Raw genomic sequence first — 26588 nt, forward strand, 5'->3', positions numbered from 1 at the left:
ATGATAGAATTTATTCTACGTTTTCACGAGAGATTTTTTGTCACTTTTAGTAGTAATGAAAATAAGTTTATATAACTTTGCTAAGATTTAAGCTAAATCACTTGGAGCAAAAATAAGCATTTTCCAAAATAGATTTCTCAGCGCTAATTTTCTTACAAACTCGTTCAAGCTACTTACTATTAACAATTTAATTTTTACACTCGGACTTTTTCAAATCCACTTATGAAGAATACTTTTTCTAAACTATCCGGTTACAGTACTTTAATGGCTTTTGTCTTTTTGGGGATTTGGGGAGCGACCACCTCCTGTGTTTCGCCCAAGTCGATTATATATTTTCAAGGCGACAGTTCCAGGTTGCATTCTCAACAAATTATACAAAATTACATTCCTAAGATTCAAAGTAATGACATATTGTCGATCGTAGTAGGGAGTTTAAATTCAGAAGCGAACGAGATGTTTAATACAGCTAACACAGCAATGACTGCAAGTGCAAACTACTCTGCTCAAAGTAGCGGTGCAAGACTTCAGCCATTAGGTTACCTGGTGAATGTGGATGGTTCAGTGGAAATGCCCATGATTGGAAAAATTAATATAAAGGGGCTAACAACATCAGAAGCTGCGGATACCATTCGGACAAAATTATTAGCCTATCTAAAAGAACCGTCTGTTATGGTTAGAAACCTAAATTTTAAAGTTTCTGTGATGGGAGAGGTTAAATTCCCTGCGGTTTACGTCATACCAGATGAAAAAATTACTCTTCCTGAGGTGTTGAGTTTAGCTGGTGATCTGACAATTTATGGTAATAGAAGTAATGTTATGATTATTCGCGAGGAAAACGGTAAAAGGGAATATGCCCGCATGGATCTTACATCCACCAACGTATTTAACTCTCCGTATTATTATATTCACAAAAATGATATAATTTATATAGAACCCGTAAAGTCCAAAATGCTTGATACTGACAGTCGAATAAGAACAGTTCCATTAATTGTTTCTATAGTAGGTGGTATTAGCACACTTGGAATCCTTATACTTAATCTTACAAATTAGAAATAAGCAATACACGCAACATCTTTAAGTTATGAATAATAATTACAATAATCAAGCACAGGAAAGCTTTGAAGACAGCGAAGAGTTTGACCTGAATAGTTACATACGTAGATATTTCCGCTATTGGTACCTATTTCCATTATTTCTTACATTATCACTAATTACGGGGTTTTTGTACTTACAAATTACCCGCCCAGTCTATAGTACAAGATCTAGTATACTTATCAAAGAGGAAAAGAGTATAGGTGGAGCTCAGGGTGACATTCTTACAGAAATGAGCACCCAATTCGGTGGGAACAAACTTGTTGAAAACGAGCTAGAAATCATCAAATCGCAAAATTTGATGGAGCAAGTAATTAAAGATCTTAGCCTCGAGGTTTCCTACACTGCAAAAGACGGTTTGCGTACCGTCGATCTTTATAAAAAGAGCCCTGTTATAATTAAGGCTGAAGTAGTTACTCCATTTGGCTACCTCAATCCCTTAGTCGTACATATGGTCGATAGTTCCCATTTTAAATTTAATGATGAAGAAACAATTTATAAAACCGGACTGCGATTTAATAATGCCTGGGGCGCCTTTGTTGTACTACCAGGCAAAAAAACACAGTACTCGGACATGACGGTTCGGTTTACCGACGTTGACGAATTAGCCGAGAACATGCTTAATCGCCTTTCGATTCAACAGCCTAACATTAAAAGTACTGTTCTGGAATTGGTTTACGAAGATACTGATATACAGCGCTCTAAGGACGTTTTAAATCAACTTCTTGATGTGTATGTACTCGCTTCACTATCCGATAAAAATACAGAGGCAAGTAACACTTTGAAGTTTATCGAAAACCGTCTTGGATTGATCACGGGGGAACTGGGCGATGTTGAAAAGGATGTAGAATCTTATAAAACCAGCAAAGGAATAACTGATATTAGTGCAGAATCACAACTTTTTTTGGAGAACATCAAGGAAAACGATTCGAAGCTTAATGAGGTAAACACTAAAATTAGTATCCTGGAAAGTGTCGATAACTTTATCCAAAACGCTAACTCTGGTGCAGCAGCGCCTGCAACCTATATGATTGATGATCCTGTTTTGGTTTCCCTGCTGACAAAGTACACTGAATTAGATCTTCAGCGTGAGCGGTATGCAAGAACAACCACATCTAAAAACCCCTTACTGGAAACAATTAATACGCAATTGGAAGGTACACGGCAGGCAATACGTGAAAACGTACAAAATTTAAAAAGAGGAATGGCAGTCACCAAACGTAATCTGGAGGGCATCAACACGCGATTCTCAGCAGGTCTAAGAAGCATTCCGAAAAAAGAAAGAGAGTTTGTTGGTATCAAACGTCAGCAATCTATCAAGGAAGAACTCTATCTTTATTTACTTCAGAAACGAGAAGAGACCGCTCTCGGATATGCATCAACAGTTACAGATAGTCGTTTGATTGATGCACCTATAGCCACTGTCAATCCTGTTAAACCAAGAAAATTATTTATATGGCTTGGATCGATTGCCGCTGGTGTATTAATTCCCCTACTTTTGATCAACCTCATTTTCCTTCTTAATAATACCGTTCAGAACAAGGATGAAATAGAACAACGAACCGGCGCAACGGTGATGGGAGAACTTGGGTTAATGAAAGCAGTTAAAGGCGCAAGCGCATCAGACGCGATTATTAAGATGACTAGCCGCAGTGCTGTTGCTGAGCAGTTTAGAGCACTTAGGACTAATCTGCAATATCTGGGCGACGGAACATGCCGGACACTGATGCTCACATCATCCATTGGGGGCGAAGGCAAAAGTTTTATTAGTATCAACCTGGCAGCCAGTTTGGCGTATTCCGACAAAAGAGTAATTTTGCTAGGTATGGATTTAAGAAAGCCTACCCTTCATGACAGACTTCTGGTTGATAACAGAAAAGGGGTTTCAAACTACATGGTAGGACAAACCAATCTGGAGGATTTGATACAATCCACCAGCGTGCACCCAAAATTTGATGTGATGACAAGTGGCCCGCTGCCACCGAACCCCTCAGAACTGTTAGGGAACGGGCGTTTGAAGACACTGATTACTGAACTCAAAGAAAGATATGATTACATTCTAATTGACTCTCCTCCATATGGATTGGTCACAGATTCTGCCCTGATCGCTGAATACGTGGATGCAACGTTGTACGTTGTCCGTTTCAATTATACGCTCCTTGGCCATCTAAACCGTATTGGTGAGCTGCGGAATAGTAAAAGATTTGCCAATCTTACCGTTATATACAATGGAGTTAATTACGGTGCTGGCTACGGTTACGGATATGGGTATGGAGGATACGGTTATGGATACTACACTGACGACAAAAAGCAAAAGAACTCCAATTTAGGCGATAAGCTTAAAAAGCTGGTTGGTATTGGGTAAAGCCTTATTAAAATTGGGATATTTGATTTTTCGGCGATTTATGCTGCAATCAATATCCCATTGGGCTCAAAGTTCGTGTACATTAAGGGCTTTGAATGGTCAGCTACCCAATTCTATCATGCAAATTTTTTTGTTATAAACTTAAAAAAGCTTTTATTGGATATTTCATATTTTCAGAAGAAAATGTTGATTCAATCTTAAAAAAGTTTTATTTTCGATCTGGTTAAATATCGTTAATACACATTTTTAACCATAAAAACATTCTATACTTAACGTTATTACCTATGAACTTAAATCACTACAATCCCATGTCGATTCTTGACGGACTGGATACCAAAACTTACCACTGGGGTAGTTTGATCAGCGGGCCTGCAGATTGTTGAAACAGGCTGTTGATTATGCAGCTTGAATGAATGGTGTCATCTGCCTTCACAAACAATAATCATAAGAAATACCGGTACTTCTTACAATCAAACAATTTAGGGTTGTGAAAAATATTTTGTCCTGATTCTTAAAAAATTTTTAATATGAAAATTGCAGTTATTGGCACAGGTTACGTTGGACTAGTAACAGGAACATGTTTTGCTGAAACAGGAAACCAGGTAACATGTGTAGATATTGATAGAGAAAAAGTAGCACGTCTTCAAAAAGGAGAAATTCCAATTTATGAGCCTGGCCTAGATGTGCTTTTTGACCGTAATATTGCTGAAGGGCGCCTTAAATTCACTACTGACTTGTTGGAAGGGATACAAGATGTGGAGGTAATTTTTCTTGCACTGCCTACTCCTCCCGGTGAGGACGGATCAGCTGATTTGAAATATATCCTAGGTGTCGCAAATGACCTGGGACCTATACTGGGCCATTACGTGGTAATAATCGATAAAAGCACTGTTCCTGTAGGAACTGCCGAGAAGGTACATGCAGCTATCGTCGCTAAAGCAACCGTTGATTTTGACGTGGTATCCAATCCAGAGTTTCTTCGTGAAGGTGTGGCCGTGGAAGACTTTATGAAGCCGGACCGTGTCGTAGTCGGTACGACCTCGGATAGGGCGAAAAAGGTTATGGAGAAACTTTATGCCCCGCTAGTTCGCCAGGGAAACCCGGTGATATTTATGGACGAACGTTCAGCCGAAATGACCAAATACGCAGCCAATTCATTCCTAGCTTTGAAAATTACCTTCATGAACGAAATCGCCAACCTTTGCGAAAAGGTTGGTGCGAATGTAGACGATATTCGCCGTGGTATAGGTACAGACAGCCGAATCGGAAAGCGTTTTCTTTTTGCAGGTATAGGATATGGCGGAAGCTGTTTTCCCAAGGATGTGCAAGCCCTGGCTAAAACCTCTTTGGATTACGGCTACGACTTTCGAACTCTGCGTTCAGTCATGTCAGTAAACAACGATCAGAAGAAAAAGCTGCTTCCGGTTGTAAGTGAGTATTTCGAAGGAAATCTCAAAGGTAAAACCATTGCTGTATGGGGACTTGCTTTTAAACCTTATACAGATGATATACGTGAAGCTCCGGCTTTGGAAAACATTAAAGCACTGATAGATGCAGGGGCAAACATTACCGTGTATGATCCTGAAGCAATGGATAATGTCAAAAAACTAATCCCCAATATAACATATTGCCATACTGCTTATGCTGCGTTGGACGATGCGGATGCCCTAATGATATTTACCGAATGGCCACAGTTCCGCACACCGGATTTTGAAAAAATGAGTAAACTTCTAAAAGAAAAAGTAATTTTCGATGGAAGGAATCTATATGAACTCGAAACAATGCGCGAGAACGGATTTATCTATTATAGCATAGGAAGAGAATTGGTGAAACCAGTTGCTTTGTCGGTGTAGTTGAATGTCAGTCTGAGCGATGTCAAAGACGGTCAAAAAAGAATTTTTAGGAGTAGAAATCCGCACGTTTAGGGAAAACACTACATTTCGCGGAAGGAACATTGCTCTTACATTAATCAATACTCAACGTTATCTAACTTAAAAAATAGCCAAAGGCCTACTGCCGAAAGCTGATAGCAAAAATGTCAAAAGTTATCCACGTCATACTATCCGGAGGAGTTGGTAGCCGCTTATGGCCAGTCTCACGGAAATCAATGCCCAAGCAATACATTCCGATGTTTGGAGAAAAATCACTCTTTCAGCTTACAGTCGAAAGAAGCAAATCGCTTGTTAATAGCACTCTGGTAGTAGGCAACAAAGATAACTACCTCCTCTCCCAGGCGGACATGATGCGTGCCGGGGTCAATGAGTTTACAGAAATTATAGAATCTGCTCCACGTAATACAGCAGCAGCTATTGCTTTTGCGGCATTTGCATCTCAGCCTGATGATATTCTCTTGGTAACCCCATCCGACCACATCATCACTAATGAAGCTGCTTATGCCGACGCAATATCGAAAGCGGTTGCTATGGCAGAACAAGGGAACTTGGTGACTTTTGGAATAACCCCAACCAAACCTGAAACCGGGTACGGCTATATCGAATACTCCGGTAACGAAGTGGTATCCTTCAGAGAAAAGCCTAACGAAAATACAGCTAAGGAATTTATAAATTCAGGCAGTTTTTTGTGGAACAGTGGTATGTTTTGCTTTAAAGCCGGTATTTATCTTGATGAACTAAGCAAATTTGAACCAGCCATCCTGGAAAAATCCCTTCGCTGCTTCGAAGGTGGTGTAGGTGGTTTGCTCCCAGAAACCCAAACGATGTTAATTCCATCAAAAAGCATCGACTACGCCGTTATGGAGCGCTCAGAAAAAATCAAAGTCATTCAATCCAGTTTTGGATGGTCGGATTTGGGATCTTTTGAGTCCATCTGGGAACACTGGGAAAGTCAGGGAGAAATACACCGTTTTAAAGACAACAACTGTGTGGTAGGATCCGAAAAACATGTTGAGTTTTTAGGTGTGACCAACATCGTTTTAGTTGAAACCAGTGACGCTATACTTGTACTTGCCAAAACAAGTTCACAGGATGTGAAGAAGATATACGAAAGACTAGAACTAGAAAAGCCTGAACTGGTGAATTAAACGCAGCGGAACCAGAGGTTAAATAATTGATAAAATAAGATAAGACTATGCAATCATCCTCAAAAATTTACATAGCCGGACATCGAGGCATGGTGGGATCCGCCATTGAAAGAGCCTTGCGCGCCAAAGGGTTCGACTATATTCTGACCCGCACCTCTTCTGAGCTTGACCTTCGCAACCAGCAGGCGGTTGCTGACTTTTTTGCAACCGAAAAACCGGAATACGTATTTCTGGCAGCAGCTAAGGTGGGTGGTATTGTAGCGAACAATACATATCGCGCAGATTTCATCTATGAGAATCTGATGATCGAAGCAAACATTATACATCAGGCGCATGTATACGGAGTAAAAAAGCTAATGTTCCTGGGTTCGTCCTGCATATACCCAAAGCTGGCACCACAGCCATTGAAGGAAGAATATCTTTTAACCGGATTACTTGAAGAAACCAACGAACCCTACGCCATTGCCAAAATAGCTGGGATTAAATTGTGCGAGGCATACCACGATCAGTATGGCAGTAATTTTATCAGCGTAATGCCTACCAACCTCTACGGATATGGTGATAATTATGATTTAAAAAATTCCCATGTACTCCCTGCCCTGATCCGCAAATTTCATGAAGCAAAAGAAGAAAACAAACCTTTTGTAGAGGCCTGGGGAACAGGATCTCCCAAACGCGAGTTTCTGTTTGCCGATGATCTGGCAGCGGCTTGTTTATATATCATGGAAACGTACAGCGGCAGAGAACTGATAAATGTAGGAACCGGCGAGGATCTTAGTATCAAAGAACTTACAGAACTGGTAGCTAAAACCACAGGTTATGAAGGAGAAATAAAATGGGATACTTCCAAACCTGACGGGACCCCACGTAAACTCATGGACGTATCCAAACTTCATAACCAGGGCTGGAAACATACAATAGAATTACCTGAAGGCGTTGCCCTTGCATATCAGGATTTCCTTAAAAACCGGGAAGTTTACCAAGTTTAACATATACCAACTGCCGAAAGCTGAAAGCTGAAAGCCAAACCTCAAAAAAATGACAAAAGTAGCCCTAATTACCGGAGTAACTGGCCAAGATGGCGCTTATCTGAGTGAACTTCTTTTAAGCAAAGGTTATATTGTACATGGTCTTAAACGCAGAAGTTCGTTATTCAACACGGATCGTATCGATCACCTTTATCAGGATCCACACGTAGACAATGCTCGTTTTATCCTGCATTATGGTGACCTGACCGACTCGATGAACCTGACCCGTATAATCCAGGAAGTACAGCCCGATGAGATCTACAACCTGGCGGCGATGAGCCATGTTCAGGTAAGTTTTGAAATGCCGGAATATACTGCCAATGCAGATGGTATCGGTACGCTTCGTATCCTTGAAGCTGTCCGGTTGTTAGGACTGACCAAAAAAACAAAGATATACCAGGCATCCACTTCCGAATTATACGGTCTGGTACAGCAGGTACCACAATCGGAAACTACGCCCTTCTACCCGCGCTCACCTTATGCGGTTGCGAAAATGTACGCTTACTGGATCACAGTTAACTATCGTGAGGCTTATGAAATGTTTGCCTGTAACGGTATCCTTTTCAACCACGAGTCGCCGCTACGCGGAGAAACCTTTGTAACACGTAAAATTACAAGAGCGGCTGCAAAGATCGTTTTGGGGTTACAGGATTGCCTGTATATGGGTAACATCGATTCGCAGCGTGACTGGGGACATGCCAAAGACTACGTTGAAGCAATGTATCTAATCCTTCAGCAGGAAAAACCGGAAGACTTTGTTATTGCTACCGGCGTAACCACCCGTGTTCGTGAGTTTATCCGTAAAACATTCGCATTCTTAGGTGTTGAATTAACTTTTACCGGCGAAGCAGAAGATGAAGTTGGAACAATATCAGCCATTGACACAGCACGTCTTGAACAGCTTGGTATCACAGCGGGCGAACATTTGAAAATTGGAACTACCATACTGAAGATCGATCCAAGATACTACCGCCCTACTGAAGTAGAACTGCTGATCGGTAACCCAGGAAAATGCGATGAAAAATTGGGGTGGAAACCAAAACATACCCTGGACATGCTTATTGAAGACATGGCTACTTCGGATCTTCGCCTGTTTCAGAAAGACCAGTTATTGCTGAAAGAAGGTTTTGGTATTTTGAATTATTTTGAATAACATATGAAGTTGATACCAGCCTAGATTAGGCTGGTAATTTTCTAAATTCTCCATTATGAAAGTTTTAGTTACAGGTGCTGCCGGCTTTATAGGCTTTCACACAGTAAATCAATTATTGTTAGATGGGTTTGAAGTGATCGGTTTAGATAACATCAACGACTACTATTCTCCTCAGTTAAAATATGCAAGATTAAAAAAAGCTGGTATTGATCAGGATGATATTAGATGGTATCACCCAACTCAGAGCAGTAGTAGTTCTTCATACCGTTTTATCCGTATGAACTTGGAAGATAAGCAACAGCTTTTCAGCCTTTTCCAGTCAGAAAATTTTGACTATGTTATAAATCTGGCGGCACAGGCGGGCGTTCGTTATTCCATTGAAAATCCTGATGTATACGTACAGTCTAATATCGTAGGCTTTCATTATATTTTAGAAGCTTGTAGATACTTCCCTGTTAAACATCTGGTTCATGCCTCTTCGTCGTCAGTATACGGGGCAAATGCAAAAATTCCTTTTTCAGAGGACGACAAAGTAGATTCGCCTGTAAGTTTATATGCAGCCACCAAAAAGAGTAACGAGTTAATGGCCCATGCGTATAGCCATTTGTATGACATTCCCGTAACCTGCCTTAGGTTCTTTACAGTTTATGGACCATGGGGAAGACCGGATATGGCTCCCATGCTGTTTGCAAAGGCAATTTCGGATAGTAAACCAATTAAGGTTTTTAATAATGGAGATATGCAGCGTGATTTTACTTACGTAGGAGACATAGTAAATGGTGTTATAAAAACAACTCTAACTGATTTTGACATTAGTCCAAAATATCGGGTATTAAACATCGGAAACGGTTCACCAGTTAATCTGATGGAATTTATTAGTGAGTTGGAAACCGGATTAGGCAAACCGGCCTTAAAAAATTATATGCCGATGCAGCCCGGAGATGTCCCAAAAACTTGGGCTGATCAAAATCAACTCGAAAAAATTACTGGGTACAAAACAGAAATGACTCTTCAAAAAGGTTTAAATAAGTTTGCTACATGGTACAAAAGCCATTTCAATACTATTTGAAAACTTTTCTACAAGGATATGTTAATAATCTCAGACTACATTAATAACCTAACAGTTAAATTCTTGTTAGGTATATACTACAATTAGTAAATAAAGTTAGGAATGGCTATATCCCAGCCTATTATATCAAAATTGGCTCAATACCTAAAATCTGCGAAACTAAGGCAGATAATTCTTTTATATTCGATCAACGTTGCCAGTATACCTCTCGGGATACTTACCAATATGCTTGTTACTAGCTACTTGGGAGCCAATGCATATGGAGATTATCAGTTCATAAATAATATTTTTACCTTTTTTGTAGTTTTATTTACATTTGGCTTTTTCCAAGCTGCAAATCGTGCCATAGTAACAACGCACAAAGCAGATGATATTAAGGAAATATATGGCGCGACATTGGTAATAACTATTTCTCTGTCTATTTTAATGTCAATTGGGTTGTTCGCTTATTCGATTCTGGATACCAATATTCAGAACAAGAAACTTGACAGTATCCTGCAGATCCTCATACCATTTAGCTGGATATATTTAATTTTAAATTATTTTGAAGTATTATTTCAAGCGGATAATAAGATCACATTGTTATCGATTGTTAGGCTAGTACCTAAGGTGGGATTTTTACTGGCAGTAGTTGGTATACAACATTTTTACAGAGATTCTTTCTACGATAAAGTTTTACTAATTTGGCAATTCTATATAGGTACCCAAATTATTGTCTATGTGTATACAATATACAAGATTGGTCCAAAGTTTTCGAATTTAATAAATCGGATCAAGTCTTTGTGGATTTACAATAAATCATTTGGTTTAGATGTCTATTGGGGAACTGTATTCTCCGTTGGACTGTCTCAGATGACCGGAATCCTAATCAGCTATTTCGGATTAGATAATTCAGGTGTAGGATTTTTCTCATTAGCGATGGCATTTTCAACTCCTTTATTATTTATTCCAAATACCATTGCGACTACACAGTATAAAGAATTTTCTAAAAGCCCCTTTATTCCTAGGAAACTACTTTTATTTACAGCTTCCCTCAGTATAGTTTCATTACTAATCCTTTGGCTGATTATTCCTCCGTTTATAAATCATTTCTATGGAGCAAGTTTTCAACCGGTTATTTATTTAAATTTTGTGGTTAGCATTGGAATTATTTTCCATGGCATGGCTGATTTTTACAATAGATTTCTGGGGTCTCATGGTCAAGGGAAAATTTTGAGAAACAGTTCCGTAATAGTTGGAATTGTGACGCTTATTGCCAACTTTTCTCTCATACCGAATTTTGGTGAAAATGGGGCAGTTTATGCCAGAATGATTAGCGGGATAACCTATTTTATTTGCATGCTTTTATACTATTTATATTATACAAGAGCGAAGCATGATAAGATCCTTCAAATAATTAAAAATTAGACGTATGCTATTTCAAAATAGAGTTCCTTTCAAAAAAAACAAAGCCGGCTATATACTTACAGGTCTAATGATAATTTATGCCGGCGGAGCAACAACATTTGTACGGTCTCTGGAAACATGGGAAGAGCTGCTCGGTTTATTGCTTCCCGTAACAGTTGCTTTATTTTGTTTGATTAATAAAAGAATAAGGTTGTCATCAAACTTCTATAAATTTCTAATATTATTCTCTGTTTATTTTATAATTACCAGTATAATCTTTGATTCATTACATCCCAGATTCTTTAGTATATATGTTACCTCATTTTTAATAGCCTATGTTATTATCAATTTATTAGGTGAAAAATTCTTATTGGTATATCAAAATATCCTCTATTTTCTTTGTATCACCTCAATTATATTTTGGCTACTTCATGTCCTGATACCCGGTCCATTTATATCGCTTCTGAATGCGATTCCGTTTTCCAAACCAGCTACTGACAATGTTGATGTAAATATTCTGATTTATACTATCAATAACGAACAATTAGGTTCAGTTACTCGCAACGCTGGCTTTGCTTGGGAGCCCGGTGCCTTTGGATGCTATGTATGTTTAGCGCTATATGCTAATCTAATCACTAATAACTTTAAAGTTAAAGGAAATTTACGATTTTGGGTATTTTTAATAACCATTTTAACGACCCAGTCTAGCACTGCATATTCTATTTTAATGATCATACTTTTATTATACGTATATAACCAACAAACCAAGCTTGTCATCGCTCTTGCCCCATTTATTATTATTATAGCGGCTTACTTTTTATCTCTTCCATTCATGCTAAAAAAAGTTTTAGACTTATCTAACCAAGATTTTAATGAATTAATTGCAAACTCAATTGAATACGAAAGTAGATATGCACCTCAGCGAATCACCTCATTTCAAATTGACTTTATCGATTTTCTAAACAATCCAATTTTTGGATATGGAGGGCACACAGAAGAGAGATGGACAGAGAAGGCTGGAGCTAATATTGCAACCATTTCTGGTATAGGTAAGATTCTCGCTCGTTTTGGCTTGGTTGGGTTCATATTTTTCATTTACAATTTAACATGGACTTCAATATATCTTACCAAAATATTTAAATTCAGAGGTAGGCTACTCGAAGTTTTGATATTTATCTTTATAGCAATAAGCTACTCTATCATCGAACAGCCAATTTTATTATGTTTCTGGCTGTTACCTTTCCTCAAATATTCAAAATCAAAAATTGGGAAAGCCGGAGCTATAAATCGCAGGTTAGCTATTTAGCCATTTATTCTTGGATGTAAATATTATTTAGTCCATCAATCAATCAACTAAGTATTAAAATGAAAGATTTAATTATACATGTCGGTGTTTCCGGATTTCCTAAGGGTAATGCAACAGCCCAAAGGATCAAGATGACTTTCTGGGCTTTAAAGGAGGCTGGATTTAAGGTTATAATATTCAATAAAGAAAGTGTTAACAAAAATAATCCAAATACTCATGTTATAAGTTGGTTTGAAGGATTACCTATAATACAGACTTCATGTATACTAAATCGCCCGTCTAATTTTATAATTAGAAATATTAATAAGATATCTGGCCTTTTAGGCGAGCTAAAAGCTATTTTTAGACTAAGACATAAAATCGAAGCAGCAATAGTATATACTCCGTCATTTTTTGAGCTTGTTTATTACTATTTACTTTCTAAAATATTTAAGTTTTCGGTTATTCTATCTTATGTTGAATTACGGTCCTCCATATCAACGCGTCAGACAGCTATGTTTAGATTTAACGATTATTTGTTCGACCAATATTGTAGTTATTTCTGTGATTCAATTATTGCGATAAGCGATTTTTTAATTAATAATGTAAGGAATCAAAATTCTAAGCTACCAATTTTAAAAATTCCAGCCATTACAAACTTTAAAGAATTCGATGACATTTTAAGGACCATTGAAAAGTATAACTATTTAATGTATTGTGGAACAATTCAATATACCGATGTGATTTTATTTTTATTAGACTTATTTAGTGAGCTTAAAAATCAAATTTCTTATCCGGGTAAACTTGTGTTGATAATATCGGGTGATAGCCCAACTAATTATACAACTATAAAAAATAGAATAAAAGAAACCGGTTTACAAGATCATATTATTTTTTTTAGTAACATTCCCTACAACCAATTACTTAGTTTATATAAGGGAGCTGATGCTCTTCTTATTCCATTACGCCACTCTACTCAGGATATTGCAAGATTTCCTCACAAGATCAGTGAATATTCTGCATCGGGAAGACCTATTATTTCAACAAGAGTTGGAGAAGTTAGCATATACTTCGAAAACACCAAATCGGCATTTTTAGCGGAAGAATATAGTGTAGAATCATATCTGGCAGTATTACAAAATTTGAATGATAAGGAACACCTTACAACAGTTGGGAATGAAGGAAAAAAGATTGGTGAAACTCACTTTCACTATTCAAACTACACTGAGAAGCTTAAATCATTTATTCAACTTAGTTCAATGTAGAAGTAGAGTCAAAATAATAAATGACATATTATTTAGTTGAACTATTGAAATAAAGTATTTGACCGATAACTTCAATCCTATCTGCCCTTTCTACGCTTAGCCTAAACTATTTATTTATGAAAATTCTTCTTGTAAATGATTCACTTAGGGCCGGTGGTGCCCAACGACAATTTGTTGAACTAGTAAAAGGCTTAACACAACAAAAAGATGTTAAAGTAGAAGTTCTGCTTTTTTCTGATGAAATTGAATATCCGGAGATATACTCGACTCAGGTAACCATCAACATGTACCCAAGAAAAAAGTCATTCGATTTAACAAGTTTTAAAGGAGTATCCGAAACTATACGCAGATTTCAACCCGATGTTATTCACTCTTGGCACTTTGTTACCAACCTATATTTGTTTCCTCTATTACTTGGAAAAAAAATTTTATTCATCGACGGTTCTATAAGAGACGCACATCCACCTGCGCAATTATCTGCAAGAACATTGATTAATTTTTTAAGCAAAAAAATTTCTACTGCTACTATATCGAATAGTGCTGCTGGCTTGAGAGCTTATAAAATAGGATCGAAAGGTTATGTAATTTATAACGGTATTGATTTGAATAGATTCACCAAAAACAAGACTTCGGTATCTTTGGAATCTATTGTTGGAAGTGAAAATATGCAAATTGAAAGTCCCAAAGTTATAGGAATGGTTGCTCGTTTTGATACCAGTAAAGATTATGCCACCTTTCTAAGCGTTGCAAACACAATTTCAGTGCAACGGCCAAATATTCTTTTTGTAGCCATTGGAGAAGGAAAAGATTTAGAGCATTTTAAGCAACTATATAAAGATAATCACCAACTTATTTTTCCAGGTAGAATTGTTAATGTTGAAGCGTTCGTTGAACACTTTGATATTGGAGTGTTACTTTCTAATCCAGCAGTACACGCCGAAGGTATCTCAAACTCTATATTAGAATATATGGCTTCTGGAAAAGCAGTTATAGCTACCAGAGATGGAGGTACAACCGAGTTGGTTGATGATGGCGTAACAGGTTATCTGATTGATCCAAAATCAGAGGAAAGCCTAGCTAGGTCAATTAATAATCTTATAGATGATAAAGATATGAATATGAAACTAGGTGGGGCTGGCTTAAATAAAATTCGTTCTGAATTCAGTTTTGAAAAAATGATTAATGAATACATCAAGCTTTATCAAACACTTATGAAAAATGGAAAATTTGTTGTACGACCTAAAAATATGTCGTAATAATACAAAAGGAGCTATCTTTATCCTTGCATTTAGAACTAGCTCCTTTTTCGCCAAAAGTATACTACTTAAAATTATTGGCTTTCCTATTCGAATGATTTACAAAATTCTTATACAATGGGTATTTGGGATTGACATTCCCGATACTACAGTTATTGGCCGAGGATTTCAAGTGTTTCATGGTCAGGGGCTAGTTATTAACGAAAATACTATTATTCTTAATAATGTCACCGTCCGACAAAACACCACAATCGGCAATACGAAACCTGGTGGACCTTCACCAATTATTGAAAGTAACGTTGAGATTGGAGCCAACTGTGTTGTAATTGGAAATATCAATATTGGATCAAACTCAATTATTGGTGCTGGCACTGTTGTTGTTAAAAGCATTCCAGCAAACTCGATAGTTGTCGGCCAGCCGGGTAAAATTATTAAGCAAATCTAGTATATTTTAGAAATAAATTATATCAATATTTTGTAGCTAAGTGTGCTCATAATATTACATAATAAATTAAAAAATACTGATAGACCATTATTCAAGATATTCTATAAATAGATAGAATCTGAAATTTTTGATTTGTTAACTCGCAATTTGAATTAAACTTTTATAATCATAATCTATAACTAAATTTAATTTTTAATGAAATGAAAGTGATTGTAATCGCTCCTAGTAGAAAAACGAGAGGTGGAATAACTGCAGTTGTTAATGCTTATTCAAAAATGAGCCTTTGGAAAAACTGGAATTGTTATTGGGTAGAGTCTCAAATAGATCGAGGCTTACTGCTAAAGCTACTTTTTTTTATAAAAGCTATTACAAATTATTTATTTCAACTTCCATCAGCTCAAATAGTTCATATTCATTTAAGCCAACCAGTTTCCGCTGTTAGAAAAATATTTTTTTTTATACCTGCATATCTGATGAAAAAAAAAGTAATTCTTCATTTCCATGCATATGCGCCTGAATCAACGATAAATGGAAATTTTAGAATAATTTATAAGTTCATGTTTTCACGGGCAGACCGTATAATCGTCCTGTCGCAAGTTTGGAAAGATGCACTTGAGAAAAGCTTGGGTCTAGGATTAAAAATAACAATAGTGTATAATCCCAGCGTGTCTCCACAAAAACGCACTACTGCTGACGATACCAATAGGCTGCCCCATATCTTATTTGCAGGTACCTTGAATGCCAGAAAGGGGTATTCTGATCTTTTAAAGGCATTTGCCAATATTTCTCCGGAATTTCCAGACTGGACTCTGGTATTCGCTGGGAATGGAGAGATAAATGAAGGATTATTACTGGCAAAAAAATTGCATGTAGATCAGAAAGTTATCTTTAAAGGCTGGGTGGATGGTGTTGAGAAAGAGAAATTATTTTTACTATCATCAATTTTTTGTTTGCCAAGCTATGCCGAAGGTTTTCCTATGGCTCTCTTAGATGCAATGGCTTATTCAATTCCCTCAATAGCGACACCTGTTGGAGGAACCTTAGACGTGTTCACAGATCGTGAGGAAGTGCTGATATTTAACCCGGGTGACATTGCTCAACTAACTAACTGCCTTAGAGAATTGATTAGTGATGCTGTATTACGAAAAAAGCTCTCAATTAATGCAGATAAAATTATTAAACAAGACTTTACGGTAGATGCAATAGAAGTGAAAGTTAATAAAATTTATTCGACTATAATGGATTAAACTATTGGATCGTTACAATTTGAATAAATTAATATGTTTGTGAGAATCGCATTAAAACAATATAAGGTCATACTATTCCTGCTGATTTGGTCATTTAGCTATTCAGAAACTAGGCCTCAGTATAGTATTTATATGGCAACTAACGGCAACGATAAAAATCCTGGTACAATATCTGAACCTGTATTAAGTTTACAAAATGCTTTACTAATATCGAGGAAAACGAAAGCAAACCAGATAATAATTAAAGGAGGAGATTATTACAATGTAAATGTGACGCTTGAAGCTCAGGACTCTGGATTAAGCATAAGAAGTTTCGATAGTAGTCGTGTGAGGCTTTATGCTGGATCTGTTTTAAAAGCAGACAAAGTGCTGCAAAACGGATGGCTTGAATTTGATATCCCTGAATCGAAGGATAAATCGTGGGATTTTCGTATGATACTGATAAACGGTAATTTACGGGAAAGAGCACACATTCCCCAAATTGGCAGTTTTATTTATTTAAATAAGTGGGTTGTAAAAGGTCTTTCTGCATCAGACGGGTACTGGGAAAGAAAACCCTCATTTGAAGAGTTAAATGTGTTAAAGTACTCAAGCACAGATTTTGGAGCAATTGACATTAATAATGCTGAAATTACAATCAAACATCAATGGGAAGAAAGCTATTTAGGTATTAAAGAGCAAGACAAAGAAAATAATTCTTTTACGTTTATATATCCAGCGTCATTTCCTCTTGGCTCGTTTAGTAAAGAAAGGAACAATGCTTATACAATATGGAATACAGAAAGTGGAATGCAAAAAAAGGGCCAATGGTATCTAAATAGATCTGTCGGAAAATTATTTTATTGGCCAAATGCAGGAGAGACTAAAAATAATGTTACGGCGATCGTACCACGATTTTCCAGTATCATCGAAATGAAATCTGGAGTTAAAAATATTACTATTTCTGATCTTAGCCTACTATGTGGTACAAATAAACTTCAAAATGAAGGCTTCGCCGGCAGAGAAATTGATGCTCTGATTTCAGGTAATAACGTTGAAGGCATATCAATAACGAATCTAAAAATAGAAAGAACAACTGGATCTGGCATCAAATTTTACGGAAGGGAAATCAAGATTTCGAATTGTACACTAACTAATATCGGCGGGGGCGGAATATTTCTTTCAGGCAACGGTAATAATGAAGTTACAAATACGTCCATAAGCCATGTGGGAACAATTTTTAAAAGCTCGGTAGGAATACTAGCGGGAAAAAAAACCCGGATAAACCGAGCTTCTATAAGTGATATTCCCTACTCAGGAATTATAGTAAATGGAGATTCTACGACGGTTGAAAATTGCTCCATTGAAGGTGTTATGCAATTTTTAAATGACGGTGCCGCAGTTTATGCATCATCTCATAGGAATGTAGTTTTTAATAGTAATCATATAATTGGCGACGATAATATGAAAATAGGAATTTACTACGACGAAAAATCAAGCGATTGCGTAGCCACAAATAATATGGTGATCAACACTTCCACTCCAATTCATTGTCATATAGCATCAGATATTACATTTACAGGTAATATTTTCTATAATTATGATTCTCAGACAATTAGTTGTCAGCGTTCCGATAACATTAAGATTGACAACAATACCTTCATCTGCAAGAAAATTATTTTTGTAGATCATGATCTACAATTCAATAAAAAAGGACTTATTTCTTTTAGCCGAAACAAGCTAATTGGCCTTGAAGGCGATAATATCAATAATTTTAGGTCTTCTTTACCAATCGTAGTAGATGACATGAAAGTAGACCAAAGAATACAAATTGATTTCAGACGGACGATTAGCGTCAAGGATGTGACAAAAATGCTTAGGAAAATAAAATAGTGGAAAGAAGACAAGATAAATTTTCACTTCACTTTAGTATTAGGAGTATAATTTATTAACGGGTAACAATGCAATGCTCAACCATCAGAATAAAATGGAAACATTACCATATAATAAAAAAGAGTATGAAAAATGTTCATTTCTTAGTATTGACATTACACTAGGGAATTATTATACTTTTATAGAAAGAATAACCAACCTAATGAAGGTTGGAAAGTCTGAGTATATTTGTGTAGCAAACGTACACATGTTAGTTGAAGCAAGTAAAGATTCCAGTTTTGCGAAAATAGTTAACCAGGCATTTATGTGTACTCCAGACGGGATGCCACTTACCTGGGGAATGAAATTACTGCATGGAATTACTCAGGATCGGGTTGCTGGCATGGACCTACTACCTGATTTACTATTTAAAGCCGAATCTGGCAATTTGCCTGTTTATTTTTATGGAGGTACTCAGGACATGCTGGACTTAACTGATTTATTTTTAGCCGAAAGATTCCCCAAACTTCAAATTGCTGGCATGTATAGTCCGCCTTTTAGACCTCTTTCTATTGAGGAAGAGCAGCATGTTGTTTCACTAATTAACAATAGTAATGCAAAGATCGTCTTTGTTGCTTTGGGATGTCCTAAACAAGAAAAATGGATGGCTTCAATGAAAGGACGAGTCAACATACCTATGATTGGAATAGGTGGAGCCTTGCCGGTTATGATTGGAATTCAAAAACGAGCTCCTGAATGGGTCCAAAAAACTAGTCTAGAATGGTTGTTTCGTTTGATACAAGAGCCTCGCCGCTTGATGAAACGTTATGCAGTGACTAACTCAATTTTTATTTGGCTATTGATGAAATCATTTTTTTTAAAAAATATCAGAACGCAGAGTTAAATTAAATCGTCTCAACGTCTATCATCATTCTCATGAAGCAACCACTACCTATCCTACCGGTAATTTTATTGTTATTATTGATAAATCCTTTTTGGGTCTTATCTCAGCCTTTGATTCCTGTAGATAAAAAGGATGGAATCAGTAACCTTCAAAAAGAAGTTACTGATTCCATCGGTATTGCTTCAAAAAGTCAGAGTTTGGTTGGGATTGAATTAGAAGCATTTGCCGGATTTAATAGTAATGAAAGTGTTCCTTATTGGATGCGTGCTAATAGATTTGGTAGCACACCCATATCAGGAACCTCCGGAGGTTTTATAGCGAGTATCTCAAAAATCTATGATTCCAAAAAACGCGGTAAGTTGTTCGACTGGGCTGCTGGAGCGCAAGCTCGTTTTAATACCGGAAATCATACAGAGGTACTATTAATTGAAGGTTATTTAAAAGCACGTCTTGGAATTTTTGAGTTTAAGGGAGGAAGGTCGAAGGATATAATGGGCATAGTAGACTCTACGCTTTCCCTGGGATCATTTTCGGTTTCTGGAAATTCGCTGGGTATTCCCAAAATTCAATTAGCCGTAACTGACTATTGGCGCATTCCAATATGGGATGGACTATTGTCTTTTAAAGGAAACTTCGCTTATGGCTGGTTTGGTAATACGCCAATAGCCACATATATTGGTGATTTTCAACGGACTAATATTTCCGTAGTAAATTCCTATTTCCATCAAAAATCGTTTTACGCCCGACTTGGTAAGCCGTCCGCGAAATTAAATTTAATTGGAGGATTTAACCACCAAACTATGTTTGGAAGCGAAGATAAAATATTCACGAACTTTGACTTGACAAAATTCCAGTCATTTTACTACGCTGTTGTTGGTAAAACTTGGTATGATAATAATGGAGCAAATACTAAATTAGGTAATCAGATTGGTTCCATTGACCTTGGGGCGACCTATGATTTTAACAAGCTTTATTTGTTTGTTTATAGGCAACAATTTTATGACGTCGGCGCACTTGCTCATTTAGCGAATGTAAGGGATGGATTGACTGGCATTAGTTTAAAAAACAAAACTATACGAGCTGGAGAGTTCTACTGGAAAAAGATTTTGTTGGAGAATTTTTATTCAAAGAATCAGGCAGGCGAGTCCTGGTCCAAACCTACCCCATCCGGAGATGAAGCATATTATAATAATTTCATGTATTTGCAAGGTTGGTCGTATAGAGGGATGGGCATTGGTAATCCGCTTATTACTCCCCGTCATGAAGCCCGAAATGGACTGAGGTATAAAGAAGATGAATACTTTGTTAATAATAGAGTCATTGCTTTTCATCTTGGCATGGAAGCCGCAATTGGTAGTCTTAATTTTCTTGCGAAACTATCATACTCTCAAAATTATGGTACCTACGGAACAAGTCCTTTAGGGACTTCCAGAAACAAACTGAGATGGCCAATTCCTCCTCCGTATTTTCAAAAGGTCAATCAGTTTTCAGGATATATTGAATGTAATAAGATTTTGCAGAAAAACTGGCAGATTGGTATCTCGGCGGCAATCGATTCAGGAAAGCTCTTAAACGATTCCTTTGGATTAGCGCTCAATATAAGAAAATCATTGAATCTGTAGTAATTTATGATAGTTTCAATTAATGGTCTATTGAATTTGAACGTCGTTCCAATTCTGTTTTTTCTCTCCTTCGCCAAACTTAGCGTTGCCCAACCTATTTTTTCGAGCAGTGGTGTTGTAAGTGTCCAGGACAACCCCTCTATTATGAAAACGGAAGAAAATTCATGGAATTTAAATCTTCTGTCAGTAAATGCATGGACTTCATCTAATTCGGCCTCAGTAAAGCTTCAAAATTACACAAATATTAATTCCGATTTGTTAAGATCTAATATCATTGGAACATCAGGCCATTGCATAGGATCTTCTGGTATAGACCTTACAGGTCCCTCATTGACTGTGAGTAAAGGTAATAAACTTGCTTATGGCTTCATAACTAGAAGCCGTACTGTTGCTAGCTTTTGGAACTTGGATGGTAGACTATTGTCAGAAATAGGTGAAATAATAAAGGTATCACAAGAATATCCATACCAGCTTGACCGTACTATGGATATGAGGACAAATATAGTATCATTTTCTGAACTGGCTTTCATGGGCGCTTTTGAAGTTTTAAACTCTGGAAAACATCGATTGATAGGGGGGGTAACTTTGAAGTATATAAATGGTATTTCTCATACTTCAATCGAGACAAATCAACTGACCGGAGAAATCAAATTAAATAGAGACGATGTAGCCTATCTTACAAATTCAACAGGATTTGTAAAGACCAGAACGGCAGGTGAACTTTTCGATAGGTTTACGGTTGGCAATTTTTTTAAGTTAGGAAAAGCTAGCTTAGGTATGAACGTAGGATTCACTTATACTTATGGGAAACCATATAAATTAAGACTTGGAGTTTCCTTAACTGACTTAGGATTTATTCGATACAAAGCTGATAAGAATTATAGCAAATCATACGATGTCCATATTGCAAGCAATCAAGGCTTATATTTTAATAACAACTTTGCAAATTCTTCATTCAGTAGAACGACAAAGGTTTTTGAGAAATACCCGGATCTTTTTACAAAGAAGTCCTCATCAGACTCTATTTATCGAATTGGTCTACCTACTACCTTTGGAGTTCAAGCTGATTACCAATTAAACAATAATTGGAATATTGAGTCAATGCTTGGGATAGGAATGCATACTATCAATAATTCTGATAATATTTACTATTTCTCAGTTATAAAAGTTATACCGAAATGGATTAAAAGAAATATTAGCATTTCAATTCCATTTTCGGTTCAAAAGTATACAGGTGTATATGCTGGTGCGAGGTTTGCATATAAGGGGATATTTATAGGAAGTAACAGTGTTATATCTTCCATAATAGAATCCCGTCAGATCGATATGCACCTAGGAATTGAATTGTTAAGTCATTAAAATCAGTTGTGTAATCATAAGTCATCTATTAGTTTTAATTTTTTAGTTGGAGAAGTCTATCTTACTATTTTATTCACAATCTCGTATTTTGATCGTTTAGCTAGCTAATAAGCTTTATACAATGATAAAAAAAAAAATTCTTAAAAAAGCCATGAGGTCTCTGTTTATCATGTCTGCTTCTTTTGCGATTTATTTTTTTAGTCAGTTGCTAAAGAATGACCATTTGGGTGCTTCATTAAATATTGGCGGAGGGATTGTTGAAGGAGGATTTAAAATGAAAGACTATTGGGTATGGGACGGATCCGCTATCCAGACAGAAGATGGCAAATTTCATCTTTTTGCATCCAGATGGCCAAAGAAATTCCCTTTCAGAAATGGTTATCTTCATTACTCAGAAATTGTTAGAGCATCAGCCGACAAACCAGAAGGGCCATACACGTTTCAAGAAGTAGTGCTACCAAACCGAGTAGAAGGTTATTTTGACGGACGCATGACACACAATCCTACAATCTGTAAAATTGGGGATCAGTTTGTACTTTTTTATATTGGGTCAACCTACAAAGGCGTCTGTCCGACGGTGGAACAATTAATGTACAAATACGAAAGTGACGTCTATCAAAACATCAGAATTGGGATGGCAACCGCCAAAGCAATTGGAGGACCCTGGCATCGGCTTAATACTCCTATATTAGCTCCAAAGTCAGGAAGTTGGGATAGCACCATAGTAACCAATCCTTCACCTTGCATACTTGCAAATGGTAATATAGTACTTGCATATCGGTCAAATACTCCAAAGGGACTGCGAGTGGGGATTGCTATTGCAAAATCACTAAAAGACTCTTTCCGTCGAATAAGTAATGGGCCAATAGGAGATTTTAATATAGAGGATCCATATTTATGGTTAAACAAAGACAATTTTGAAATTATTGCAAAGGACATGACCGGAGAATTAACTGGTGAAAAACACGCTGGGGTTCGCTTGATTTCAAAAGATTGTAGAAATTGGATGCTAGCTATTACACCTAAGGCATATTCAAGAACAATCTCTTGGTCAAATCTAGAAACAAAAACTCTAGGTTCACTAGAAAGACCACAGCTATTATTGTTAAAAAATAGGCCAAAGTATATTTTTGCTGCTTCGGCAGATAATCAAGGATGGGAACATGATGCAGAGAACACTTGGATAACTGTAAGATACGTAAACAATTATGCCTTATAAGTTTAGATTTTTTGTATGTTTTTGCTCGTATGGATTTTGAAAAATTAATTATTCTTAAACATTATAACCAGCTTTTATTTATTGTGATCCATAATGCCTAACCCTCTCACCAAAATTGGAAAGGGCTAAGAATATCGTAAACAGCCTATGAACCACATATTTCTTATCAAGAATGCGGTTTTTACTTTTGACTTAAAAACCAATCGAAATGGATCAGTCAGAAGAAATGTTCAAATTAGTAAGGGAATGGCGTGAGAGTGGCGTAAGTCAAAGTGAATTTTGCAAGCCACACGGCATTACAGTAGCCAAGTTCGGCTACTGGTCGGTGAAGGAAAAGTTGGCCGCACGGTTGACCGCCGAAAAGGTAGGTGGCTTTGTTCAGATATCCGGCCGACAATCGGTATCAAGTGATTCTTGCCGGATTATCTACCCAAATGGCGTGGAGGTAAGTTACGAAGGGAGAGACCTGGCTATGCTTTCCCAACTGATCAAGCTCTACTGATGTTCAGTCTGAGTTCATCGCACCGCTATTTTCTTTATCAGGGCCGCTGTGATATGCGTAAGGCATTTGACGGGCTCTGTGACCTGGTAAACACAGAGCTGGGCCGCAATCCCACAAGCGGTGAAGTATTCGTTTTTCTGAACCGACCCCGGACCCATATCAAATTGCTTCATTGGGAAAACGGGGGCTTTGTTTTGTATTATAAACGACTTGAAAAAGGAACGTTTTCTCTACCCAAAGCAATGGATGGTCGTAAGCAATCGCCTATATCCATCTTTCAAGGCTGATCACCAATAGTGAGCTTTGGGATATGAAAAAAGAACAACACAAATCCCAACAACGATATCGCCAGCTCTATCTTCGATGGAAAAGTAGCGGCAAAGGTGCTCGTGTATTCTGCGAGCAGGAATCAATCAAGTATTCGACATTCTGGTATTGGGCCAAAAAGTTTAAAGCCAGTGCTCTTCCCAAGCATGAGTTCATTGAAATGAAAGTTGATAAGATCGAAGTAAAGTCTTCTCAACCACTTGCCGAACTACGGCTAACTGATAAAGGTGCGCTGATTTTCTATGAGTTACCAGAGCCCGCATGGGTAAAAGCATTACTGGCTTAACCGATGCTGTCTTTATCTTCTTCGACACGTTACTTCTTGTACAACCACCCTGTGGATATGCGCTGCGGATTCTATTCGCTCGCAGGTCTGGTACAGAACGGTTTAAAGCTGAACCCGCTATCAGGTGATGTCTTTGTATTTATCGGAAAACGGGCTAATCAGGTGCGCCTGCTACAGTGGGATGGCGACGGCTACGCACTCTATTCAAAACGATTAGAGGCAGGTACCTTCGAGCGCCCGTCAGATAAAAAATTACTGATCTCTACAAGGGAACTGTCGCTGATTTTACAAGGTGTTAAGTTAAAATCCGTTCAGCTGCGCAAGCGTTATAAACAACTGTCCACCTATTAAAAGCGCATAATATTTTTTAGAAAGTGGCCTTCACACGTTGATAAGCCACTTTTTTTGCGTATTTTTATAGTATGACCACAGCCGAACCAGACTATAAATTGTTATACGAACAGGCCCAGCAGAAGCTGGAGCAGACCGAGCAAAAACTTAGGCTGGCGCTGTTGGATGCTAATGAATTGCGCAGAAAACTTTTCGGAATAAGATCCGATAACAGAGTCAAAAAACATCTTGAAGGCCAACTCGACCTGTTTCCGTTGGGTGCTACATTTGAGGATATACAAAACTCGGAAGAACTTACAGTTAAGGAAACTAAGAATCTTGACCAGGAGCAGGACAACCAAGGTGAAAAGCGTCTGAAAGCAGGGCGCAGCAGAATGGTATTGCCAGGCGACCTGGAAAGAGAAGAAATCATCATCGATCCACAAGGTGATCTGACTGATTATAAAGTAATCGGCCAGGAGGTGACTGAAATACTGGTAATGGTCCCTGCCTGCTTTCGTGTTCAAAGAATTATCCGCCGTAAGTGGGCATTGAAAGATCCTGTTAACTCAGATGCAAAAGGTGTACTGATTGCACCAATACCCTCCCGGACAATCAAACGAGGTCTTTTTGATGAATCCGTCCTTGCACATCTTCTTACCGGTAAATTCGTGGATCACCTTCCGTTGTACCGGCAAAAACAGATCTTCGAGCGGATAGGAATGAAAATTCCGCCTTCGACATTAACGGATAATACCAATGCAGCATGTAAATCCCTGGAACCGATCTATAACGCTTTGAAACGTGAAGTGTTGGCTAATCTGTATTTACAGATTGACGAGACCAGCATACAGGTACTGGAAAACAGTGGAAAGAAAGGGAGTTCTCACAAGGGCTACCTGTGGGCTTATCATGCGCCTGCGGATGGACTTGTCTTCTTTGACTATTGTCCGGGCCGCAATAAAACCGGGCCGGAAAGAATATTGAAAGACTTTTCCGGCGTAATCCAGACTGATGGATACAATGTGTATCAGAGCCTTTTTGAGAAAAATCAATCCATCTTTCATTACTTTTGTATGTCCCATATCCGCCGTCACTTCGATGAAGCGGTTAAATATGACAGCGAAAGAGCAAGTTGGGCAGTCGGAACTATAGGTCAACTTTACGGGATTGAAAAGGAAATCCGTGAACATACGGCACTGCTCAGTGAAGGTGAGATTGTTGAAAGAAGGATGACGCAAGCCCTGCCGATACTTACTCAATTAAACGAATGGATGCAGCAGGAGTATCCCAAAGTACTACCACAGAGCCCTATTGGAAAGGCGATGGGATATGCGCTTCCACTGATGGAAAGTATGAGACTATACGCGCTTCATGGAGATTTACAAATCGATAATAATCTGGTTGAGAATGCAATTAGGCCCATTGCCCTGGGTTATGCATAGCTAAGGGTTATGTAAAGCTTTACTAAAAAATGGCCATTGGGATCAAATCAAGGCTTATTGATTACCTTTTCACTTGACATAATATTTTGAAATTATCGTGGTATAGCTGCTG

General features: G+C 37.6%; 23 protein-coding genes. All 23 read left to right on the forward strand.

All coding sequences use genetic code 11. From position 1 onward, the window contains the following. The first annotated feature begins 222 nt into the window (after nucleotides 1-222). The 23 genes from IEE83_RS32330 (at nucleotide 223) to tnpC (ending at nucleotide 26476) form a co-directional block, all read left to right on the forward strand. Nucleotides 223-1050: a polysaccharide biosynthesis/export family protein gene (locus tag IEE83_RS32330; RefSeq protein WP_194124896.1), complete on the forward strand. Its 828-nt coding sequence runs from the start codon at nucleotides 223-225 to the stop codon at nucleotides 1048-1050. 31 nt (nucleotides 1051-1081) lie between these two features. Further along, on the forward strand, nucleotides 1082-3457 hold the full coding sequence (locus IEE83_RS32335) for a GumC family protein (protein WP_194124897.1): 2376 nt from the start codon (nucleotides 1082-1084) through the stop codon (nucleotides 3455-3457). Between the two features lie 527 nt (nucleotides 3458-3984). Then, nucleotides 3985-5310, forward strand: a complete 1326-nt coding sequence (locus tag IEE83_RS32340) for a UDP-glucose dehydrogenase family protein (RefSeq protein ID WP_194124898.1) — start codon at nucleotides 3985-3987, stop codon at nucleotides 5308-5310. A 182-nt stretch (nucleotides 5311-5492) separates the two neighbouring features. Then, a complete protein-coding gene (locus tag IEE83_RS32345; protein WP_194124899.1) occupies nucleotides 5493-6497 on the forward strand; it encodes a mannose-1-phosphate guanylyltransferase in 1005 nt (334 codons plus the stop codon). 47 nt (nucleotides 6498-6544) lie between these two features. Beyond that, entirely contained in the window at nucleotides 6545-7486 is a 942-nt protein-coding gene (gene fcl / locus IEE83_RS32350) for a GDP-L-fucose synthase (protein ID WP_194124900.1), read from the forward strand. Nucleotides 7487-7535: 49 nt separating this feature from the next. Next, entirely contained in the window at nucleotides 7536-8678 is a 1143-nt protein-coding gene (gmd, locus tag IEE83_RS32355) for a GDP-mannose 4,6-dehydratase (RefSeq protein WP_194124901.1), read from the forward strand. Between the two features lie 55 nt (nucleotides 8679-8733). Then, nucleotides 8734-9747, forward strand: a complete 1014-nt coding sequence (locus IEE83_RS32360; RefSeq protein WP_194124902.1) for an NAD-dependent epimerase/dehydratase family protein — start codon at nucleotides 8734-8736, stop codon at nucleotides 9745-9747. A gap of 102 nt (nucleotides 9748-9849) precedes the next feature. Further along, nucleotides 9850-11154 carry an oligosaccharide flippase family protein gene (locus IEE83_RS32365; protein ID WP_194124903.1) on the forward strand — a complete coding sequence of 435 codons (1305 nt, stop codon included), beginning with the start codon at nucleotides 9850-9852 and terminating at the stop codon, nucleotides 11152-11154. A gap of 4 nt (nucleotides 11155-11158) precedes the next feature. Next, nucleotides 11159-12439: a hypothetical protein gene (locus IEE83_RS32370; protein WP_194124904.1), complete on the forward strand. Its 1281-nt coding sequence runs from the start codon at nucleotides 11159-11161 to the stop codon at nucleotides 12437-12439. Between the two features lie 59 nt (nucleotides 12440-12498). Further along, nucleotides 12499-13683, forward strand: a complete 1185-nt coding sequence (locus IEE83_RS32375) for a glycosyltransferase (protein WP_194124905.1) — start codon at nucleotides 12499-12501, stop codon at nucleotides 13681-13683. 116 nt (nucleotides 13684-13799) lie between these two features. Further along, nucleotides 13800-14939: a glycosyltransferase gene (locus tag IEE83_RS32380; RefSeq protein ID WP_194124906.1), complete on the forward strand. Its 1140-nt coding sequence runs from the start codon at nucleotides 13800-13802 to the stop codon at nucleotides 14937-14939. After that, nucleotides 14902-15384 (forward strand): serine O-acetyltransferase, encoded by a 483-nt coding sequence (locus tag IEE83_RS33375; protein ID WP_194124907.1) that lies wholly within the window; start codon nucleotides 14902-14904, stop codon nucleotides 15382-15384. The genes IEE83_RS32380 and IEE83_RS33375 overlap by 38 nt, the downstream gene beginning before the upstream one ends. 200 nt (nucleotides 15385-15584) lie before the next feature. Further along, the gene (locus IEE83_RS32390) at nucleotides 15585-16631 is read left to right on the forward strand and encodes a glycosyltransferase family 4 protein (RefSeq protein WP_194124908.1); all 1047 of its coding nucleotides are present in this window, start codon (nucleotides 15585-15587) and stop codon (nucleotides 16629-16631) included. 132 nt (nucleotides 16632-16763) lie between these two features. Next, entirely contained in the window at nucleotides 16764-18503 is a 1740-nt protein-coding gene (locus tag IEE83_RS32395) for a right-handed parallel beta-helix repeat-containing protein (protein WP_194124909.1), read from the forward strand. Nucleotides 18504-18597: 94 nt separating this feature from the next. Further along, nucleotides 18598-19386 (forward strand): WecB/TagA/CpsF family glycosyltransferase, encoded by a 789-nt coding sequence (locus IEE83_RS32400; protein ID WP_194124910.1) that lies wholly within the window; start codon nucleotides 18598-18600, stop codon nucleotides 19384-19386. Between the two features lie 32 nt (nucleotides 19387-19418). After that, a complete protein-coding gene (locus IEE83_RS32405; protein WP_194124911.1) occupies nucleotides 19419-21008 on the forward strand; it encodes a capsule assembly Wzi family protein in 1590 nt (529 codons plus the stop codon). Between the two features lie 144 nt (nucleotides 21009-21152). After that, nucleotides 21153-22367: a DUF5723 family protein gene (locus tag IEE83_RS32410; RefSeq protein ID WP_194124912.1), complete on the forward strand. Its 1215-nt coding sequence runs from the start codon at nucleotides 21153-21155 to the stop codon at nucleotides 22365-22367. Between the two features lie 121 nt (nucleotides 22368-22488). Further along, entirely contained in the window at nucleotides 22489-23586 is a 1098-nt protein-coding gene (locus IEE83_RS32415; protein ID WP_194124913.1) for a glycoside hydrolase family protein, read from the forward strand. A gap of 208 nt (nucleotides 23587-23794) precedes the next feature. Next, on the forward strand, nucleotides 23795-24088 hold the full coding sequence (gene tnpA / locus IEE83_RS32420) for an IS66 family insertion sequence element accessory protein TnpA (RefSeq protein ID WP_194124914.1): 294 nt from the start codon (nucleotides 23795-23797) through the stop codon (nucleotides 24086-24088). After that, a complete protein-coding gene (tnpB, locus tag IEE83_RS33695; RefSeq protein WP_369009362.1) occupies nucleotides 24088-24375 on the forward strand; it encodes an IS66 family insertion sequence element accessory protein TnpB in 288 nt (95 codons plus the stop codon). Before tnpA (IEE83_RS32420) ends, tnpB (IEE83_RS33695) begins: the two co-directional genes overlap by 1 nt. A 23-nt stretch (nucleotides 24376-24398) precedes the next feature. Then, complete coding sequence (gene tnpA / locus IEE83_RS32430; protein ID WP_131962890.1) at nucleotides 24399-24701, forward strand: IS66 family insertion sequence element accessory protein TnpA; 303 nt, start codon at nucleotides 24399-24401, stop codon at nucleotides 24699-24701. Between the two features lie 3 nt (nucleotides 24702-24704). Next, nucleotides 24705-25052, forward strand: a complete 348-nt coding sequence (gene tnpB / locus IEE83_RS32435) for an IS66 family insertion sequence element accessory protein TnpB (protein ID WP_194124916.1) — start codon at nucleotides 24705-24707, stop codon at nucleotides 25050-25052. Nucleotides 25053-25123: 71 nt separating this feature from the next. Further along, entirely contained in the window at nucleotides 25124-26476 is a 1353-nt protein-coding gene (tnpC, locus tag IEE83_RS32440) for an IS66 family transposase (protein WP_194124917.1), read from the forward strand. The last annotated feature ends 112 nt before the right edge of the window (nucleotides 26477-26588 follow it).

Origin of the sequence: Dyadobacter subterraneus, from assembly GCF_015221875.1 — a bacterium.
In the GTDB taxonomy this organism is placed as follows: domain Bacteria; phylum Bacteroidota; class Bacteroidia; order Cytophagales; family Spirosomataceae; genus Dyadobacter; species Dyadobacter subterraneus.

What these genes read in the sequence shown, in the direction of transcription:
- IEE83_RS32345 (WP_194124899.1), top strand. Translation starts at nt 5,493, where the DNA reads ATGTCAAAAGTTATCCACGTCATACTATCCGGAGGAGTTGGTAGCCGC.
- gmd (WP_194124901.1), top strand. Translation starts at nt 7,536, where the DNA reads ATGACAAAAGTAGCCCTAATTACCGGAGTAACTGGCCAAGATGGCGCT.
- IEE83_RS32360 (WP_194124902.1), top strand. Translation starts at nt 8,734, where the DNA reads ATGAAAGTTTTAGTTACAGGTGCTGCCGGCTTTATAGGCTTTCACACA.
- IEE83_RS32335 (WP_194124897.1), top strand. Translation starts at nt 1,082, where the DNA reads ATGAATAATAATTACAATAATCAAGCACAGGAAAGCTTTGAAGACAGC.
- IEE83_RS32380 (WP_194124906.1), top strand. Translation starts at nt 13,800, where the DNA reads ATGAAAATTCTTCTTGTAAATGATTCACTTAGGGCCGGTGGTGCCCAA.
- IEE83_RS32395 (WP_194124909.1), top strand. Translation starts at nt 16,764, where the DNA reads ATGGCAACTAACGGCAACGATAAAAATCCTGGTACAATATCTGAACCT.
- IEE83_RS32370 (WP_194124904.1), top strand. Translation starts at nt 11,159, where the DNA reads ATGCTATTTCAAAATAGAGTTCCTTTCAAAAAAAACAAAGCCGGCTAT.
- tnpA (WP_194124914.1), top strand. Translation starts at nt 23,795, where the DNA reads ATGGATCAGTCAGAAGAAATGTTCAAATTAGTAAGGGAATGGCGTGAG.
- IEE83_RS32390 (WP_194124908.1), top strand. Translation starts at nt 15,585, where the DNA reads ATGAAAGTGATTGTAATCGCTCCTAGTAGAAAAACGAGAGGTGGAATA.
- tnpA (WP_131962890.1), top strand. Translation starts at nt 24,399, where the DNA reads ATGAAAAAAGAACAACACAAATCCCAACAACGATATCGCCAGCTCTAT.
- tnpC (WP_194124917.1), top strand. Translation starts at nt 25,124, where the DNA reads ATGACCACAGCCGAACCAGACTATAAATTGTTATACGAACAGGCCCAG.
- fcl (WP_194124900.1), top strand. Translation starts at nt 6,545, where the DNA reads ATGCAATCATCCTCAAAAATTTACATAGCCGGACATCGAGGCATGGTG.
- IEE83_RS32410 (WP_194124912.1), top strand. Translation starts at nt 21,153, where the DNA reads ATGAAAACGGAAGAAAATTCATGGAATTTAAATCTTCTGTCAGTAAAT.
- IEE83_RS32365 (WP_194124903.1), top strand. Translation starts at nt 9,850, where the DNA reads ATGGCTATATCCCAGCCTATTATATCAAAATTGGCTCAATACCTAAAA.
- IEE83_RS32340 (WP_194124898.1), top strand. Translation starts at nt 3,985, where the DNA reads ATGAAAATTGCAGTTATTGGCACAGGTTACGTTGGACTAGTAACAGGA.
- tnpB (WP_369009362.1), top strand. Translation starts at nt 24,088, where the DNA reads ATGTTCAGTCTGAGTTCATCGCACCGCTATTTTCTTTATCAGGGCCGC.
- tnpB (WP_194124916.1), top strand. Translation starts at nt 24,705, where the DNA reads ATGCTGTCTTTATCTTCTTCGACACGTTACTTCTTGTACAACCACCCT.
- IEE83_RS32415 (WP_194124913.1), top strand. Translation starts at nt 22,489, where the DNA reads ATGATAAAAAAAAAAATTCTTAAAAAAGCCATGAGGTCTCTGTTTATC.
- IEE83_RS33375 (WP_194124907.1), top strand. Translation starts at nt 14,902, where the DNA reads ATGGAAAATTTGTTGTACGACCTAAAAATATGTCGTAATAATACAAAA.
- IEE83_RS32375 (WP_194124905.1), top strand. Translation starts at nt 12,499, where the DNA reads ATGAAAGATTTAATTATACATGTCGGTGTTTCCGGATTTCCTAAGGGT.
- IEE83_RS32330 (WP_194124896.1), top strand. Translation starts at nt 223, where the DNA reads ATGAAGAATACTTTTTCTAAACTATCCGGTTACAGTACTTTAATGGCT.
- IEE83_RS32400 (WP_194124910.1), top strand. Translation starts at nt 18,598, where the DNA reads ATGGAAACATTACCATATAATAAAAAAGAGTATGAAAAATGTTCATTT.
- IEE83_RS32405 (WP_194124911.1), top strand. Translation starts at nt 19,419, where the DNA reads ATGAAGCAACCACTACCTATCCTACCGGTAATTTTATTGTTATTATTG.